Source organism: Enhygromyxa salina, from assembly GCF_002994635.1.
GTDB classification, from domain to species: Bacteria; Myxococcota_A; Polyangia; order Nannocystales; family Nannocystaceae; genus Plesiocystis; species Plesiocystis salina_B.
Genome location: NZ_PVNL01000045.1, coordinates 1 through 13,672, shown reverse-complemented (window position 1 = coordinate 13,672; position 13,672 = coordinate 1). Strand labels below are relative to the sequence as shown.

Annotated in this window: 12 protein-coding genes; 6 read left to right on the top strand and 6 right to left on the bottom strand. The window is 67.0% G+C overall.

Annotated elements, in window-relative coordinates:
• Positions 1-211 precede the first annotated feature (211 nt).
• The 4 genes from ENSA7_RS11120 to ENSA7_RS11100 form a co-directional block, all read right to left on the bottom strand.
• Entirely contained in the window at positions 212-1,543 is a 1,332-nt protein-coding gene (locus tag ENSA7_RS11120; RefSeq protein ID WP_181233637.1) for a Vgb family protein, read from the bottom strand.
• A 152-nt stretch (positions 1,544-1,695) separates the two neighbouring features.
• A complete protein-coding gene (locus ENSA7_RS11110) occupies positions 1,696-2,508 on the bottom strand; it encodes a hypothetical protein (RefSeq protein ID WP_106089227.1) in 813 nt (270 codons plus the stop codon).
• The gene (locus tag ENSA7_RS11105; RefSeq protein WP_106089226.1) at positions 2,505-4,463 is read right to left on the bottom strand and encodes a PAAR-like domain-containing protein; all 1,959 of its coding nucleotides are present in this window, start codon (positions 4,461-4,463) and stop codon (positions 2,505-2,507) included. Before ENSA7_RS11105 ends, ENSA7_RS11110 begins: the two co-directional genes overlap by 4 nt.
• Positions 4,464-4,831: 368 nt before the next feature.
• Positions 4,832-6,706 (bottom strand): choice-of-anchor I family protein, encoded by a 1,875-nt coding sequence (locus ENSA7_RS11100; RefSeq protein WP_244923773.1) that lies wholly within the window; start codon positions 6,704-6,706, stop codon positions 4,832-4,834.
• A 239-nt stretch (positions 6,707-6,945) separates the two neighbouring features.
• Between ENSA7_RS11100 and ENSA7_RS11090 the strand changes: the two genes are divergently transcribed.
• Positions 6,946-7,392, top strand: coding sequence for a hypothetical protein (locus ENSA7_RS11090; RefSeq protein ID WP_106089222.1), 447 nt, complete (start codon positions 6,946-6,948; stop codon positions 7,390-7,392).
• Between the two features lie 27 nt (positions 7,393-7,419).
• On the opposite strand, the gene ENSA7_RS11085 is transcribed toward ENSA7_RS11090, so the two are convergent.
• Positions 7,420-7,908, bottom strand: coding sequence for a macro domain-containing protein (locus tag ENSA7_RS11085; protein ID WP_106089221.1), 489 nt, complete (start codon positions 7,906-7,908; stop codon positions 7,420-7,422).
• Between the two features lie 171 nt (positions 7,909-8,079).
• Between ENSA7_RS11085 and ENSA7_RS11080 the strand changes: the two genes are divergently transcribed.
• From ENSA7_RS11080 to ENSA7_RS43515, 4 genes are all read left to right on the top strand, one after another.
• The gene (locus ENSA7_RS11080; RefSeq protein ID WP_106089220.1) at positions 8,080-8,541 is read left to right on the top strand and encodes an Rrf2 family transcriptional regulator; all 462 of its coding nucleotides are present in this window, start codon (positions 8,080-8,082) and stop codon (positions 8,539-8,541) included.
• Positions 8,534-9,700, top strand: a complete 1,167-nt coding sequence (locus tag ENSA7_RS11075) for an NAD(P)/FAD-dependent oxidoreductase (protein ID WP_181233636.1) — start codon at positions 8,534-8,536, stop codon at positions 9,698-9,700. The genes ENSA7_RS11080 and ENSA7_RS11075 overlap by 8 nt, the downstream gene beginning before the upstream one ends.
• 93 nt (positions 9,701-9,793) lie before the next feature.
• Positions 9,794-10,546 (top strand): class I SAM-dependent methyltransferase, encoded by a 753-nt coding sequence (locus tag ENSA7_RS11070; RefSeq protein ID WP_106089217.1) that lies wholly within the window; start codon positions 9,794-9,796, stop codon positions 10,544-10,546.
• 61 nt (positions 10,547-10,607) lie between these two features.
• Positions 10,608-11,237, top strand: coding sequence for a class I SAM-dependent methyltransferase (locus ENSA7_RS43515; RefSeq protein ID WP_181233635.1), 630 nt, complete (start codon positions 10,608-10,610; stop codon positions 11,235-11,237).
• Positions 11,238-11,297: 60 nt separating this feature from the next.
• On the opposite strand, the gene ENSA7_RS11060 is transcribed toward ENSA7_RS43515, so the two are convergent.
• The gene (locus tag ENSA7_RS11060; protein WP_106089215.1) at positions 11,298-12,215 is read right to left on the bottom strand and encodes a LysR family transcriptional regulator; all 918 of its coding nucleotides are present in this window, start codon (positions 12,213-12,215) and stop codon (positions 11,298-11,300) included.
• Positions 12,216-12,333: 118 nt separating this feature from the next.
• On the opposite strand from ENSA7_RS11060, the gene ENSA7_RS11055 reads away from it, so the two are divergent.
• A complete protein-coding gene (locus tag ENSA7_RS11055; RefSeq protein WP_181233634.1) occupies positions 12,334-13,560 on the top strand; it encodes an MFS transporter in 1,227 nt (408 codons plus the stop codon).
• Positions 13,561-13,672: the final 112 nt, after the last annotated feature.

The following is a 13,672-nucleotide window of genomic DNA, read 5'->3' as shown; positions in this document are numbered from 1 at the left end:
ACTCGGGGGAGATCCAGATCTCGAAGCGCCGAGACACATGGCTGCTCGAGCCGTTCGAGATCGAGTACATCGACGAGCGCGGTCAGACGTGGACGATCCCACTCAGCGCGAGCAGCTGGAGCTGATCCCTCATCGCCGGGCGTCGGCCGGAACGCGGGCGGGCCAGATGTCTGGCCCGCCGCGAAACGCCTTAGCTGAGCGACCAGCGAGATCAGCCGCTGGGCGAGCCGACGTTGGTGAGCGCGTAGCCGGTCATGTCCGAGTACGTGTACGCACCCACCAGCCCGTTGTACGTCCAGAACTGCCCGGTCTCGGGGTCGATCTTGCTGGCGGTGCTGCCGTTGGCGACGGCCCACACGTAGCCCTCGAAGTCGATGCTGATGCCGTACGAACCGCCGGCTTGCCACTGCTTCTCGATCATCAAGGTGTCACGGTTGACGCCGATGACCCCGCTGCCGCCCTGCGACACCCACAGCAGGCCGTCTTCGCCTGCGTCGGCCATGCAGCCGGTGTAGCCGCCGACGTTCGCGGTCTGCCAGGTCTCCGTCATGGGGTCGAAGCGGGCGACGCTGCTGCTGCAGGTCCACACGTAGCCCTCGGAGTCGACGGTCATGCCGTACCCACTCACGGGCATCTGCCAGATGTCGTAGGTCATGTCCACGCGGTTGACCCGGACCAGCTTGCCGGAGCCGAGCTGCGAGCCCCAGAAGTCGCCGTTACCATCGACTGCGCCGCCGTAGATGCCGTAGTAGCCGGCGGCGACCCCCTCCAGGGTGATCATCTCTTTGGTCGCGCCGTCTTCACCATCGAGCACGTAGACGTCGATGGTCTGGCCCTGGGTCGCGGCGGTCCACAGCTCCTCGTCCTCCCACAGGCAGGTGCCGTCGTTGAACTGACCCGCACCCCAGGCGACCGGGCGCTGCGAGGCGTACTGCATGGGCTTGTGCCACGCGACGCACTCTTCGGTGCCCCACGGCAGGGCCTGGTTGTTGTTGGAGGTCTGGATGCCGGGCATCCCGTTGGACTCCTCGCAGAACTCTTCGTTGGCGTAGATCTTGGTCACGCCACCGCTGCGGCTGGCGACCGCGACGTGGCCGGAGAGGCTGACCGAGGTGCGCGAGGGCGAGCCTGAGCCGTCGGGGCGGACCTGGTAGCGGCCGACCTCGGTGACGGTCTTGGTGTCGATCTTGGTGATCGTGCCCTGCGAGCTGTTGGCCGCCCACAGGTACGAGAACTCGGGATCTTCGTTGCCGCCACCCGCACCGCAGTTGAATGCGGCGTCCGGGACCGTCAACGTGTCCCACTTCTGGTTGCCGCTTTCGTTGCCGGTGTCGCCGTCGCCGTCGCCGGGATCACCGTCGCCGTCACCGGAGTCGCTGTCGCCGTCACCGGAGTCGCCGTCACCGTCGCCGCTGTTGCTGTCGACACCTTCGGCGCTGTTGCTGTTGCTGTTGCCGGTCTCGCCGCTGGCGCTGATGCCTTCGGCGGCTCCCGAGTCACCTTCGGCTCCGGTTCCACCGCAGGCGACGAGCGCCAGACTCACAGTACAAATAATTGCTGACTTCTTCACGAGTACACCCCCCGCGGCACTCTACAACCAGGACTCGCGAAGTTGCAACATGCGTGGTGCCTGGCACAAAGACGGCACACTCACACGCGGAGCCGCGGGTGCGCCCTGACCGTGGGCGCTTGTACTCAGCGGACGATCGCCAAGTACCCCGCGACATAGTCGCGATTGGTTCGCGCAACGAAGATCGGCATTGACCAGCGATCGCCCCCAACCGGTCGGACCTGCCGAATGATCGGCAACCCATCGCGGGTACAGGGCTCGATCAGGCGCCCGTCACAGCGCACGCGCAGGTCGAGATCCGCCTCGTCGAACGGCGCGAGCTCCCAGCCTGTCTGTGCGCTGATGTGCGCCCATGTCTGTGTGAGTCGGGTCTGCGCGTCTGCGCTGGTCATGTCGTAGATCGGCGCGACCTCGGAGAACTTGAACCGGCTGTTGGCCGCGAGCGGATCGATCTGGCCGGCGGCCAGGGTCGCGTGCAGGTCGCGAAGCCAGGTGGTGAGCTCGGCCACGCTGCGACGATCAGCGGTGAAGGGTGGGGCGCTCTGCCAGTACCAGGGCGCCCACGCGTGCGCGGCGAAGCCGACCGCGCTGAGCACGGGGGGCATCGGCGGCGGCGGTGTGGGGGGCTCCGCGATCTCGCCGACCGCAGCGAGCAGCGGCGGCGGCCACTCGACGATCGCCAGCTCGATCTCGCTGCCCGGCTCGGGGATGTCGCCGAGCGAGGCCTGGCACAGCGTAATGCGTAGCTGCGCGGACTCGTCGGCCTGCTCCACGTGCACGCTCAGCAGGTTCTCGCCGTTGATGACCCACTCGCTGATCGTCGGGAACGCGTGCTGCGGATACTCGAGAGACAGCTCGAGGATCGGGGCGTCGTTGAGTCGGACCTCGGCCTGGACGCCGCGGGCCTCCACGTGCAGATAGAAGATCGGCTTGCTCACTTGATCGCACCTTGGGGGCTGGGGATCCCGGTCGCCTGCTTCTCGCCGCTGGGGAACGTGCCCTGGCCGAGCGTGCGCTTGTCCATGATGTCCCACTTGCGGGCGAAGCTGCCCGCGAATTTGATGTGGCCGGTGACGTTGGCTTCGAGGCCGTTGAAGGCCAGCTTCCAGTCGATCTGCAAGCCCTCTTTGTCGTCGATCTTGGGCGAGGCTTCGAACGGGAAGCCAAGCTCGATCTTGCCTGCGGCGGCGACCCAGTCGGCTCCGAGCGCGGCCTTGATCCCAAGCTCCCCCTTGATCTCGACGCCGATCTGCGTGCCCCAGTCGGGCTTCTCGGGGGTGGCTTCACACGAGGCGCTGAGCTTGGCCTCGCCCGAGACCTTGCCGAACAGCAGGGTCGTGACGGTGAACCGCCAGACCTTGAAGTCGACCCCAAAGCTGGCCTCGAGCTCGATCGAGACCAGCGTGAGCGCGGCCTCGAATTTCCACCACCTGAAGACCGTGTGGTTCTTGGCCTCCTTGGCCGCCCACTCGAATGACAGACTTCCGGTGAAGAACCCAATCGAGAACCCGAACTTCCAGCCGACCTGCGGCTGAAACTTCTTGATGAAGTTCATGACCGACTGGATCTCGTTTTGGATGTTGACGAACGCCTGGATGATCTCGCCGAGCTTGGCGGTGGCTTTGACGTCCTCGCTGTTGCGCGTGAGCGAGATGCTGGCGCCGACGACCCCGGCGATCGGCTTGCGGACCGGCGCACCACCTGGGGCCTTTGGGTCGTCGACCCAGTCGGTCTTCTTGTTCCAGCCGTCGTCCTTGCCGTCGACCCACTTGGCGTTGGGCGCGAGCGCCTTGGTCGCCGTGTTCGCGTAGTTGCGCTTGCTGATCGCCGGGATCTCGAGCGAGAGCTTGTACTTGTCGCTCGAGTACACGTCGATCGTGCGCGAGAGCTTGCGAAATCCGGGGCTCTGATCCTCGAGCACCCCGCACGAGCTGACCTCGACGATGTAGCGATTGGTCGACTTGGGCGAGAAGAAGAAGTAGCCGATCACCGCCGCCGGGCTCATGTAGGCGATCGCTGGCAGCTCGATCTTCTTGCACTTCAGCGGGAGCTCGAGCTTGGTCTTGCCCTCGTGCTTGGTGACCTCGCCGGTCGCCCGGTTGGTCACGGCCACGTGCGGGTGCGAGTGGCTGCAGCTGTACCCGGGGCCGCCGGTGATCTCGATCTCGACCTTGTCGGCGCGGCGATCATCCTCGCCCGCGATCACCTGAATGTTGGGGACGAACGCGGTCTTCGAGCCCTTCTTGGGCCGCGGCAGGTTGTCCTTGATCTGGCCGTTGAAGGTGTACTCGAACGGACCAAACCCGCGCTTGCCGTCACCGCTGCCAGTGTGGCTGCACTTGATGCTGATCTTCTCGAAGTCGCAGGGGATCACCTTGGCCGGCTCGGAGTCGCCGGGGCCGGTCGCCTCGAGGACCTTGGCCTCGGCGGCCCGCTTGGAGGCGACGGGACCCGGCACTGGGGCCGAGACCTGGGCGGGCTGACAGATCGCGCCCGAGTTCAGGTTGGAGGGCGGCGGGCCCCCGGCGCTGTTGTGGCCCATGATGTCGCCGTGGCGCGCGACCCCGAGGCCCTCGATCTGCACGGTCGACGACCACACCGTGAAGTAGCCGTTCTTGAGGATCACCCCGGTCACGACGCTGCCGCCGAGCGTGCCGCCCTCGTCGCCGATGCTCTTCGAGGTCATCGACACGTCCTCGAGGAAGGTGGGCTCGCCGTCGATCCGTACGGTCTTGCTGCCCTTGATCAGATCTTGGGCGAACAGCACGTTGACGTAGGGGATCGGCACCGGCCCTGGCGGCGGCGACAGGCACACGTCGACCGGCCCGACGCCCGTGCCGCCGCAGCCCTTGTGGAAGAAGCCCATCTGCTCAGCGAAGACCGTCAATGCCATGGGTGCAGGGACGGTATCACCGATGGGCGGGCTCGGTGCGGGGAGTCGAGTTCGCCCGTCCGAACGGTCTGGGATGGGATCGCAGCCGAGTCTGGGACGCTCTGGGGCTGTCGGGCGCCCGCGCTGCGATGCCTCCGCGCCGCCGCTCACTCCGGGATCTGGGCGAGCGTGAACATCATGACTTGCCGCTCCCCCGGGTCGAACTCGCGCTCGATCGTGGCCGTCAACGCGGCCCGCAGGGCCGGGGGTAAGGGACAGCGCCAGGTTGGCGGGGGCGCGGTCCAGTTCTCCGTCGTGGTGCTGCACCGGTGCTGACCGGTTGAGAGCTCGGCCAGGCGCGAGCGTGACGCTCGAGCCTGGTCCCCACACTACTCGGCGATGATCCGATAGATGCGGACGCTGCCGCTGACCTCGTTGGCGACGATCAACAGCGGCTCCCCAGTCGGGCTGTCCGCTGCGAGCACGACCTCGAGACCCTCGGGTCCCAGATCTCCGGCGGTGCCGAGCTCGGCGTCGCCTTCGAAGTCGCGCGTCGAGTTGTCGTACAGCACCAAGCTCGGGCTCAGTGGATTCGACACGTCGTAGACGACCACGCCGCCGACTCGCTCGAGGCCCACGAACGCGTAGGACTTGCCCCACAGCTCGGCGACGACCGCACCTTCGGGCTCGGGGCCCTTGTTGTCGCTGCGGCTGTCGAACGAGTCATTGGCGTCATTGCTGGCGTTGAAGTTGTCGGGCAGCGCGGCCGCGGTCGTCTGCTCGATCTCGTCGCCGCTGTCCCACACCAGCGCGGCCGCGCTCGACCAGACCGCGACCGAGCGGGTGCCAGGCACGAACAGCCGCTCGTAGTCGCCGTCGTGGCCGAGGTCACCGTCGAGGTACGAGACGGTCAGGCGACCGAGCTGCTCGTCTTGCTGCAGCTCGTCGGCGTTGGGGAACACCTGCGGATCGAGGTCGAGGTTCTTGATCCGCACCTCCTCGGAGATCGCGTCGTAGTCGCGGGTGTCGCCCTCGTTGGCGCTCAGCAGGTAGTCGGTTCCGTCGATGGTGAAGCGGACCAGCGCGTCGGGCTGGTACATCCCGAACACCGGCCAATTGGCGATAGCGATCTGATCGTCGGCGTCGCTGGCATCGAGCCCCTTGCCGACCTGTGAGTGGTTCTTGAAGCCGAGTCCGACGAGATCGGTGACCGTGGCGTCGGCGAGATCGACGATCGCGATCGCGTTGTTCTCCTGCAGGCTGACCCACGCGGTCGTCGAGTCGGCCGAGATCGCCACGTACTCCGGCTCGAGATCCTGCGCGACGCTGGAGCCCGGGCCGTAGATGCGGATCTGCGGGTCGATGTTGCTGAGGTTGAACGCGCCGAACTCCGCGAGCCTCACGTCGGCGTCGGTCAGCGTCGCCACGTCGCCGCTGACGTCGATGATCGCCACGCTGCCCTCGGGGTCGACGAGGTAGTCGTCCTCGGGCTCGCCCTCGCAGGCGACGACCAGCTTGTTGCCGTTGGGGCTGAACGTCAGCATGTCCGGCAGCGCCCCGACCTGCAGATCGTTGATGTACGAGAGATCGTCGGCGTTGAAGAACACGACGTGGCCGGGATCTTGGGCCGGATCCGAGGGCACCGCGACCGCGACCAATCCGTCGCGCACGTCGACGCTGCTCGGCGAGTCGCCGTACATCGTCACGTCGAAGCTGTCGATCAGCGTGGGGTTGGTCGGGTCGGAGAGATCGAGCACATCGACAGCCGCGGCGTCGCCGTTGACGACGAACAACCGCGCGCTCGCGGGGTCGAAGGCGGTGATCTCCGCCGCGCCGCCGTCGTACACTCCGGTCTCGTAGCCACCGATCGGCTCGATGCCCACCAGCGTCAGGTCGATGTCGCCGTCGCCATCACCGTCACCATCGCCGTCACCGTCGCCGTCGCCGTCACCGTCACCGTCACCGTCGCCATCACCGGGGTCGCCATCGCCATCACCGGGGTCGCCATCGCCATCACCGGGGTCGCCATCGCCATCACCGGGATCCCCGTCGCCGGGTTCCCCGTCGTCCGGATCGCCATCGCCATCGCCGGTCTCGCTGCTGCCGGCTTCGGTGTCGCTCGTGACATCATCGCCACACCCGGACAGGGCGAGCGCGAGCAGGGGAAGAAAGAGAAGGGTGGAGGTCGTCGGTATTCGCATGAACATGGACACGGGCTCCGGCGCGACTTCATCGCTCGCGCGGCGGAGGTGTCGCTGATCCACGTTTCGATCCCGCCACGTTCCGATCGCAAGTTCGTGAACAACCCGTGCGATCGCGCGGCGCGCTCACGCGGGCCATCGATCGCCGACGTCGCCGTGGTCGGGGTCTTGCGGCGGTACGACGTGCGAGCTAACTTTGCTGGGCTTAGTCGCTCTTACGAGCAAATTGATCCCAACGTCGTGATCCGGCCAAGACAAGCTGACCGCTTGACGGCGGCGGCTCGATGTTTTGGTGTGGGGCTATGGCCAAGCTCACCCAGCAGCTCACCGCGCTCCGCGAGTCACTGCGCGACGCCGACGGCTCCCAGTCGGACAGCTTCTCCGAGGTATTCAGCGACTTTCTCGCAGTCACCGAGACCTCCGAGCTGCTCGACGTCTGCAAGCCGTTCAACGGCAAGACCACGCGCGTGATGCTCGAGGAGATTCTGCGCAAGCACGCCAACGATCCCAAGCTCGCGACACCGCAGGCGCAGATGCAGCAGCACCCGCCGAGCGGGCTGATCCACGGGATGATCGCCGCGGGCCGCTACATCGGGACCTTCTTCTACTTTCCGGACGAGCAGCAGGGCATCGTGGCGTTCGGCGGGCTGACACCGGTGATGCACTACTACCGCATCACCGCCACCGAGGTGCCACCCGGCACCGTCCTCGGTCGCCAGGGCCCGGGCGCCGAGGGGCAGAGCAACTGAGCGCCAGCCCGCGCGGTGTCTCTCCGCTCACGCGCGTTGCGTCGTCGTGTCGCCCCGTCGGAACCGCACGAGCGTCAAGACGAGCTCGGCGTCGATCCGCTCGGCCTCGTCAACGATGATCCGGTAGGCATCCTCCTCGCGGAGCCCTCCAGAGCCGGCGCCGATGATCGGTGTGGCGAGTCGTGCGACGCCGTGGTCCACGGCCAGCTCGACCGCATGTCGGATGCTGTCACGGATGCTCGACTCGCTCGCGCGCCACAGGAGGTTGATACCCGCGACGTGGATGATCCCCACGAACGGTAGCTGACCAGCGCTGGTCCACACGGCCGAGCCGAGCGGCATGGGCCCGCGCCGCCCGACCTCCCGAAATGGCTCGCGACCCGCGCGCCGCTTGATCGCGCCGGACACTCCTTGGGGAATGAGGAGCCACCACGGGATCACGTTTCGGTTCCAGGCGTTGACGATCGCGTCCACGTCCTGATCGAGGAGGTCGCCGTTGACGGTCGTGAGCCGCATCTCGTGGTCCGCTGCAACACGCATACCCGGGTTGCGCGGGCGGATCTTGGCGTGTGGCGGGGGTGCGGCGGAGCTGCTGGGTGACGATCTGTCACGCCGAAGCAGGCGGTTCGCCCGTCGGGACAAAATTTTCTGTTGACGCTCGGACAATCAAGTAATATCGTAAGTTACGTGAGACGGGACAGCCGACTGTCAGGTGCGCTGCACGTCCTCCTGCACATGGCGGAGCATGACGGGCCGTTGAGGTCAGAGGAGATGGCGAAGTCCATGGACACCAACCCCGTCGTGATTCGGCGGATCATGTCCGGGCTCCGCGAGCGGGGATACGTCCGCTCCCAGAAGGGACATGGCGGCGGCTGGACGCTGGCCTGCGACCTCTCCGAGCTGACGCTGCGCGACGTCTACACCGCGCTTGGCTGTCCTTCACTGCTCGCAATGGGAAACCGAACGGAGTCGCCCGGCTGCATCGTCGAAGAGGCGGTCAACGCGGCGCTCAACAAGTCCTTCCAGGATGCGGAAGCCCTGCTGCTCGCGCGGCTCGGCGAAGTGACGCTCGCCATGCTGAACGCCGACGTTGTTGATCGCCTCGCTGCCCGTGGTCTCTCGCGGCATCCGGACAAGGCCGATGCGTAGGCGGTCCTTCCACAGTGAGAGTCCCGCCGACCAGCGCGAAGACCCGACGCAGGGCTCGCCACGATCGCGGCACGACGACGACGGGATTGAGGCAAACGAAGTCGTCGATTCACGCTTCACTCGGCGCGACTGGCTTCAGGCCAGCGCGATTATCGGCGCCGCGATCGTCGTCCCGGGGTGCGCATCGGCGCTCCGGCCGACCGAGCGGCCTACTGGTTCATCCATGACAAAACCCAACATGCTGTACGACGTCATCATCATCGGAGGTGGGCCTGGCGGCCTGGCGGCTGCGCTCACACTCGGCCGCTCGCGCAAGCGGGTTCTGCTCTGCGATTCAGGCCCGATACGAAACGCGGCCGCGGAGCACATCCACAATTTCGTCACACGCGACGGCACGCCCCCACAGGAATTCCGACGAATCGGTCGTCAGCAGCTCGCTACCTATCCGAGCGTGGAGGTGCGCGACGTTCGTGTCGAGTCGATCGCAGGAACCCGCGGTGGGTTTCAGGTCAGCCTGGAGGCGGGAACTGTCGAAGCGCGGCGGATTCTGCTGTGCACCGGGATGATCGACGAGCGCCTCCCGATCGAGGGATTCAACGAGCTCTGGGGACAGTCGATCTTTCAGTGCCCCTACTGCCACGGTTGGGAGGTTCAGGATCGCCGGTGGGGGTTCCTCGTCAGCCCCGCCGAACCACAGATGCTGGTGCATTTCGCCCTCCATGCGCGAGGCTGGACACGCGATCTCACCGTCTTTACAGGCGGCGCGTTCGAGGTCTCGGAGGAGATCCGCGGGCAGCTCCAGGGCGCCGGGATTCAGCTCGAGACGGCCCCCGTGACGCGTCTCGTGGTGGGGAGCGAGACGCGGCTCGAGGCCGTCGAACTCGCGAACGGCACCACCGTGCCCTGCGACGTCATCTTCGCCCACCCTCCCCAACGTCAGGTCGAGCTGGTCCGATCGCTGGGCGTCGCGCTCGATGACAATGGCTACGTCGAGATCGACTCGATGAAGAGCGAGACCTCGATTCCGGGCATCTATGCAGCTGGCGACCTGACAACGCGAATGCAAGCGGCCATCACGGCGGCGGCGGCTGGCGTTCGCGCGGCAGCGATGATCAACGTCGAACTAACGATGGAGCTCGCTTCCAGTGGCGCGATTTGATGGTTTCTGGAGGCGGGAGCGCGAGGGCGCGTGGTGCGGGTCGCACACTCGCGCCGAACCACCATCTAGCCACGTTCTAACAGGAGAGAGCTGATGAACCGCTTACTGGCAGCATTTTTTGTCGCAACGCTGGGTGGCGCGTGCGGTTCGATATCGACTCCCGCCGGGATTTCGACAGCAGACAGCGGCGCCCACCAAGAAGCGCGCCCCCATGAAAATGAAAATGAAAATGGAAATGAACATATGCATGCCTTCGTGAGCGCAGACGAGTGGACGAAGGTGCTCGACGATCCGGCGCGGGATGAATGGCAACGCCCGGCCGACGTGTTGCATGCGCTGGAGCTGACACCAACGATGATCGTCGCCGACGTCGGCGCGGGCACTGGGTACTTCGCGGTTCGCCTGGCGCGAGCTGTGCCCGCTGGTGAGGTCATAGCGACGGACGTGGCGCCCGATATGGTGCGCTTCCTGAACGAGCGCGCGCGCCACGAGCAGCTGCCCAACCTGCGCGCAGTCCGTGCCACCCACACTGAGTTGGGCCTCGCCCCGCGCAGCGTTGACCGCATCCTCATCGTTCACGTTTGGCACCACCTCGCTGATCGGGTCGACTACGCGCGAAGTCTCGCCGCTGCGCTTCGGCCCGGCGGGAGGCTGTTCATCGTGGACTTCAACCTCGAGGGGCGCCGTGGTCCGCCAGCGAACATGCGAGTTGCGCCCGAGGTGCTGGTTGCGGAGCTCGAGGAGGCGGGCTTGGCAGCGAGGGTGTCGCTCGTGGCGCTTCCCGATCAGTACATCGTGGAGGCGAGCCTCGAGCCTCTCGAGCAGCAGGAGCCGGGCTCAACGTGACTGTGTTCAGCGTCGTGAGCAACCGGCCCCGAGCCATCACGATGATTGCGGGGAGCCACGAGTGACCAAGCCAACTTACGATCAGGCTTTCTGGGAGGCGCTCTGGTCGAAGACGCTGCGCGAGCACGGGGACAAGGTCGCCCACCGTCGACCGAGCGCACACCTCACGGGCGAGGTCGTGAACCTTCACCCCGGGCGTGCCCTCGACGCGGGCTGTGGACACGGCGCTGACACGCTCTGGCTGGCCGCGCATGGCTGGCAGGTCACGGCGGTCGACTTCTCGGCGAGCGCCCTGGCCCACGGTCGGTCGATGGCCGAGGCCGTTGGGGCGGAGGTCGCGGCGCGCATTGATTGGACCGAGGGCAATCTAGCGACCTGGACCGCGGACCCTGGTTGCTTCGATCTCGTGATCTGCCTCTACGTTCACGCGGCAGGCTCAGTGGACGAGATGGTGCGTAGGATGGCGAGCGCAGTCGCGGTGGGCGGAACGCTGTTGTTGGTCGGCCACCGCCCGATCGATCCCAGCACCGGAGCGGCGACGAGCGCGGCCGGTCAGGTGCAGGTCTGTGTCGAACAGGTGGTCGCTGCGCTCGATCCGTGCTGCTGGGAAGTCGTCGTCGCGGAGGAGCGTCCGCGGTCTGTCGCGGGGACCGGGGTCGACGCGGTGATCCGTGCGCGGCGCCTGTCCTGAGCTCGCGTTGCTTCTCGCCGAGCTCGCCAACACCTGCCGGATTCACGCGGGCCCTCGGGTTCAGCTCGCGGACGTTTCCCAAGCTGGGTCGTCGCGCACGCACGAGCTCAGGAAGTCGACGAACACGCGGACCTTCAGCGGCAGGTAGCTACGCGACGGATAGACCACGAAGATCCCCGCGTCGAACTGCGTGGCGGTCACATCGTGGCTCGGAAACAGATCGACGAGCGAGCCACTGTCGAGCTCGCGCGCGCACAACCACCGCGACAGCAACGCGATCCCCTCACCAGCGAGCGCGAGGTCGCGGAGGATCACCCCATCCGCCGTGAACACGCGACCTCGCGGCTGGACCTCGAGCACTCGCGACTGGCGATCCCGAAACCGCCAGACCGGTGCGAACCCGGTGTGGCGAAACAGCAGACACGGCTCGCTCGCCATGTCCGCCGGCGCTAGCTTGCGCCCCGCCACCAGGTTGGGACTCGCGATCACGACGCGGGGCATGTCGCACAGCTTGCGGACGATCAGCGAGGCGCCCTGCACCTGCCCGAGCCGAACGGCCACGTCGATGCCCGCGCTGACGAGATCCGTGTAGTCCGAGTCGAGCACCAGCTCGACGTCGAGCTCCGGGTGCTCGGACAACAACCGTGGCAACCACTTGGTCAGGTGGAGCTGAGCGAAGGTGTGCGCGCACGCGACACGGAGGGTGCCCCGGGGCTTGGCGCCGAGATCCCGCGCCTCGTCGCGGGCCCGCTCGAGCTCCTCGAGCAGCGGCGCGACTCGGTCGAGGTAGGCCTGGCCGGCCTCGGTCAGGTTCAGCCGCCGGGTCGTGCGCTGGAAGAGGCGGACCTGCAGGCCATCCTCGAGCTCGGCGACGAGGCGCGAGATGCTGGAAGGAGCGACATGCTTGGCCCGAGCCACCGCGGCAAAGCTGCCGAGCTCGGCGGTGTGCACGAACGCCTCGATCGCTTGGAGATTCACGATTCGTGCGTATCAGGCACGAGTGTTGCGCGCAACTCGGCGTTTCGTCGACCCCTCGCATCGGTCAACGTTGCTCATGGCTGAGGGCCAAGTCGGTCCTCCAGGCCGAGAAAGCACGATGAACCCACACAAACCAGTCAGGACCCCGGCGCTTTGGCTGCTTGGCGCGGCCTGTGCGCTCGCGCCGTTCGGCGGTGGCGTCCACGTCCCGTCGCTGGCATCAATCCCTTCTGAGCTCGGCTCGACCGGCAGCGGCGCGAGCACGATCTCGGTCTACATTTTCATGCTCGCGGCGACGATGATCCCGCAGGGGTGGCTCTCGGATCGGTTGGGTCGCCGCCCGCTGGCCCTCGCCGCCCTCGCGACCCTCGCGGTGTCCAGCGTCGCGGCAGCTGCGGCCTCATCGATGAGTGAACTCCTGATCGCTCGCGCGGTTCAGGGCGTGGCCGCGGCGGGGGTGCTCGTGATTGCCCGGGCGGCAGTCCGCGACAGCTTCGACGGGCGCGAGGGCACGCGGGCGATGAGCGTGCTGTCGACTCTGCAGACCCTTGGACTGGCCTTCGCTCCCGTCTTGGGCGCGGCGGTCGGCTGGCGGTGGGGGTTCGGCATCATGGGACTGGGCGCCGTCGCGATCTTGGCCCTGGCGATGCCGCGGTGGGTGGAGACACGACCGCCCACGGTCACGCGTGAGCCCGCGAGCGCGGGCGGCTTCGCCAGCTTGTGGTCTCAGCCGCTGTTCCTTGCTTACGCGCTGGGTCTGGCAGCGATGGCGTCGATCTACTTCGCCTTCATCGCGGCCGGTCCGACCATGTTGGTCGGCTCGGGCCAGCTCACCCCCCGCAGCTTCTCGCTGGTTTTGCTCGGCGGTGCGTGTGCGTGTGTACTGGGCGGTCTGTTCACGCGGACGGCGGCCCGACGTGCCGCGAGCGGACGCCTGGCCCTGGTCGGCGCAGGCGTCGTGGGCCTGGCTGCGGCCGGACTCGTCACGACCTGGGCGACCGGGGGGGCCGCCAGCGCGTGGTGCTTCTGCTACGTCCTCTACATGTTCGGCAACGGGATCATGATCCCGGCCGCGATGATGAGCGCCCTCGATGTCCCGCCACAGGTCGTCGGCCTCGGTGCATCGATCCTCGGGACCCTTCAGTTCCTGTCCGGGGCCCTGGCTGCCGCGAGCGTCGATCGCTTCAGCGACCCCGCGCACGCGCTCACCGTGGTCGCGTCGATCGCTACGGTGGTGATGGGGACCAGCCTCGCGTTCGCCGAATTTCGCTCAGCTGCAACGGCGCGCTGGTCCCCCGGCATCGAAGTTCCTGCCGGAACTCCGATGCCGGGGGACCAGCTCTAGATTTTGATGAGGGGCTTCACAGCCCCTCCCCAATGCCGGCGGAGCCGTCATCGGGGCCCCTCCCCTGCGGGAGGACTTCGCCCTGCGTGTCCCCTGGGCTTCTGGAAGTCAT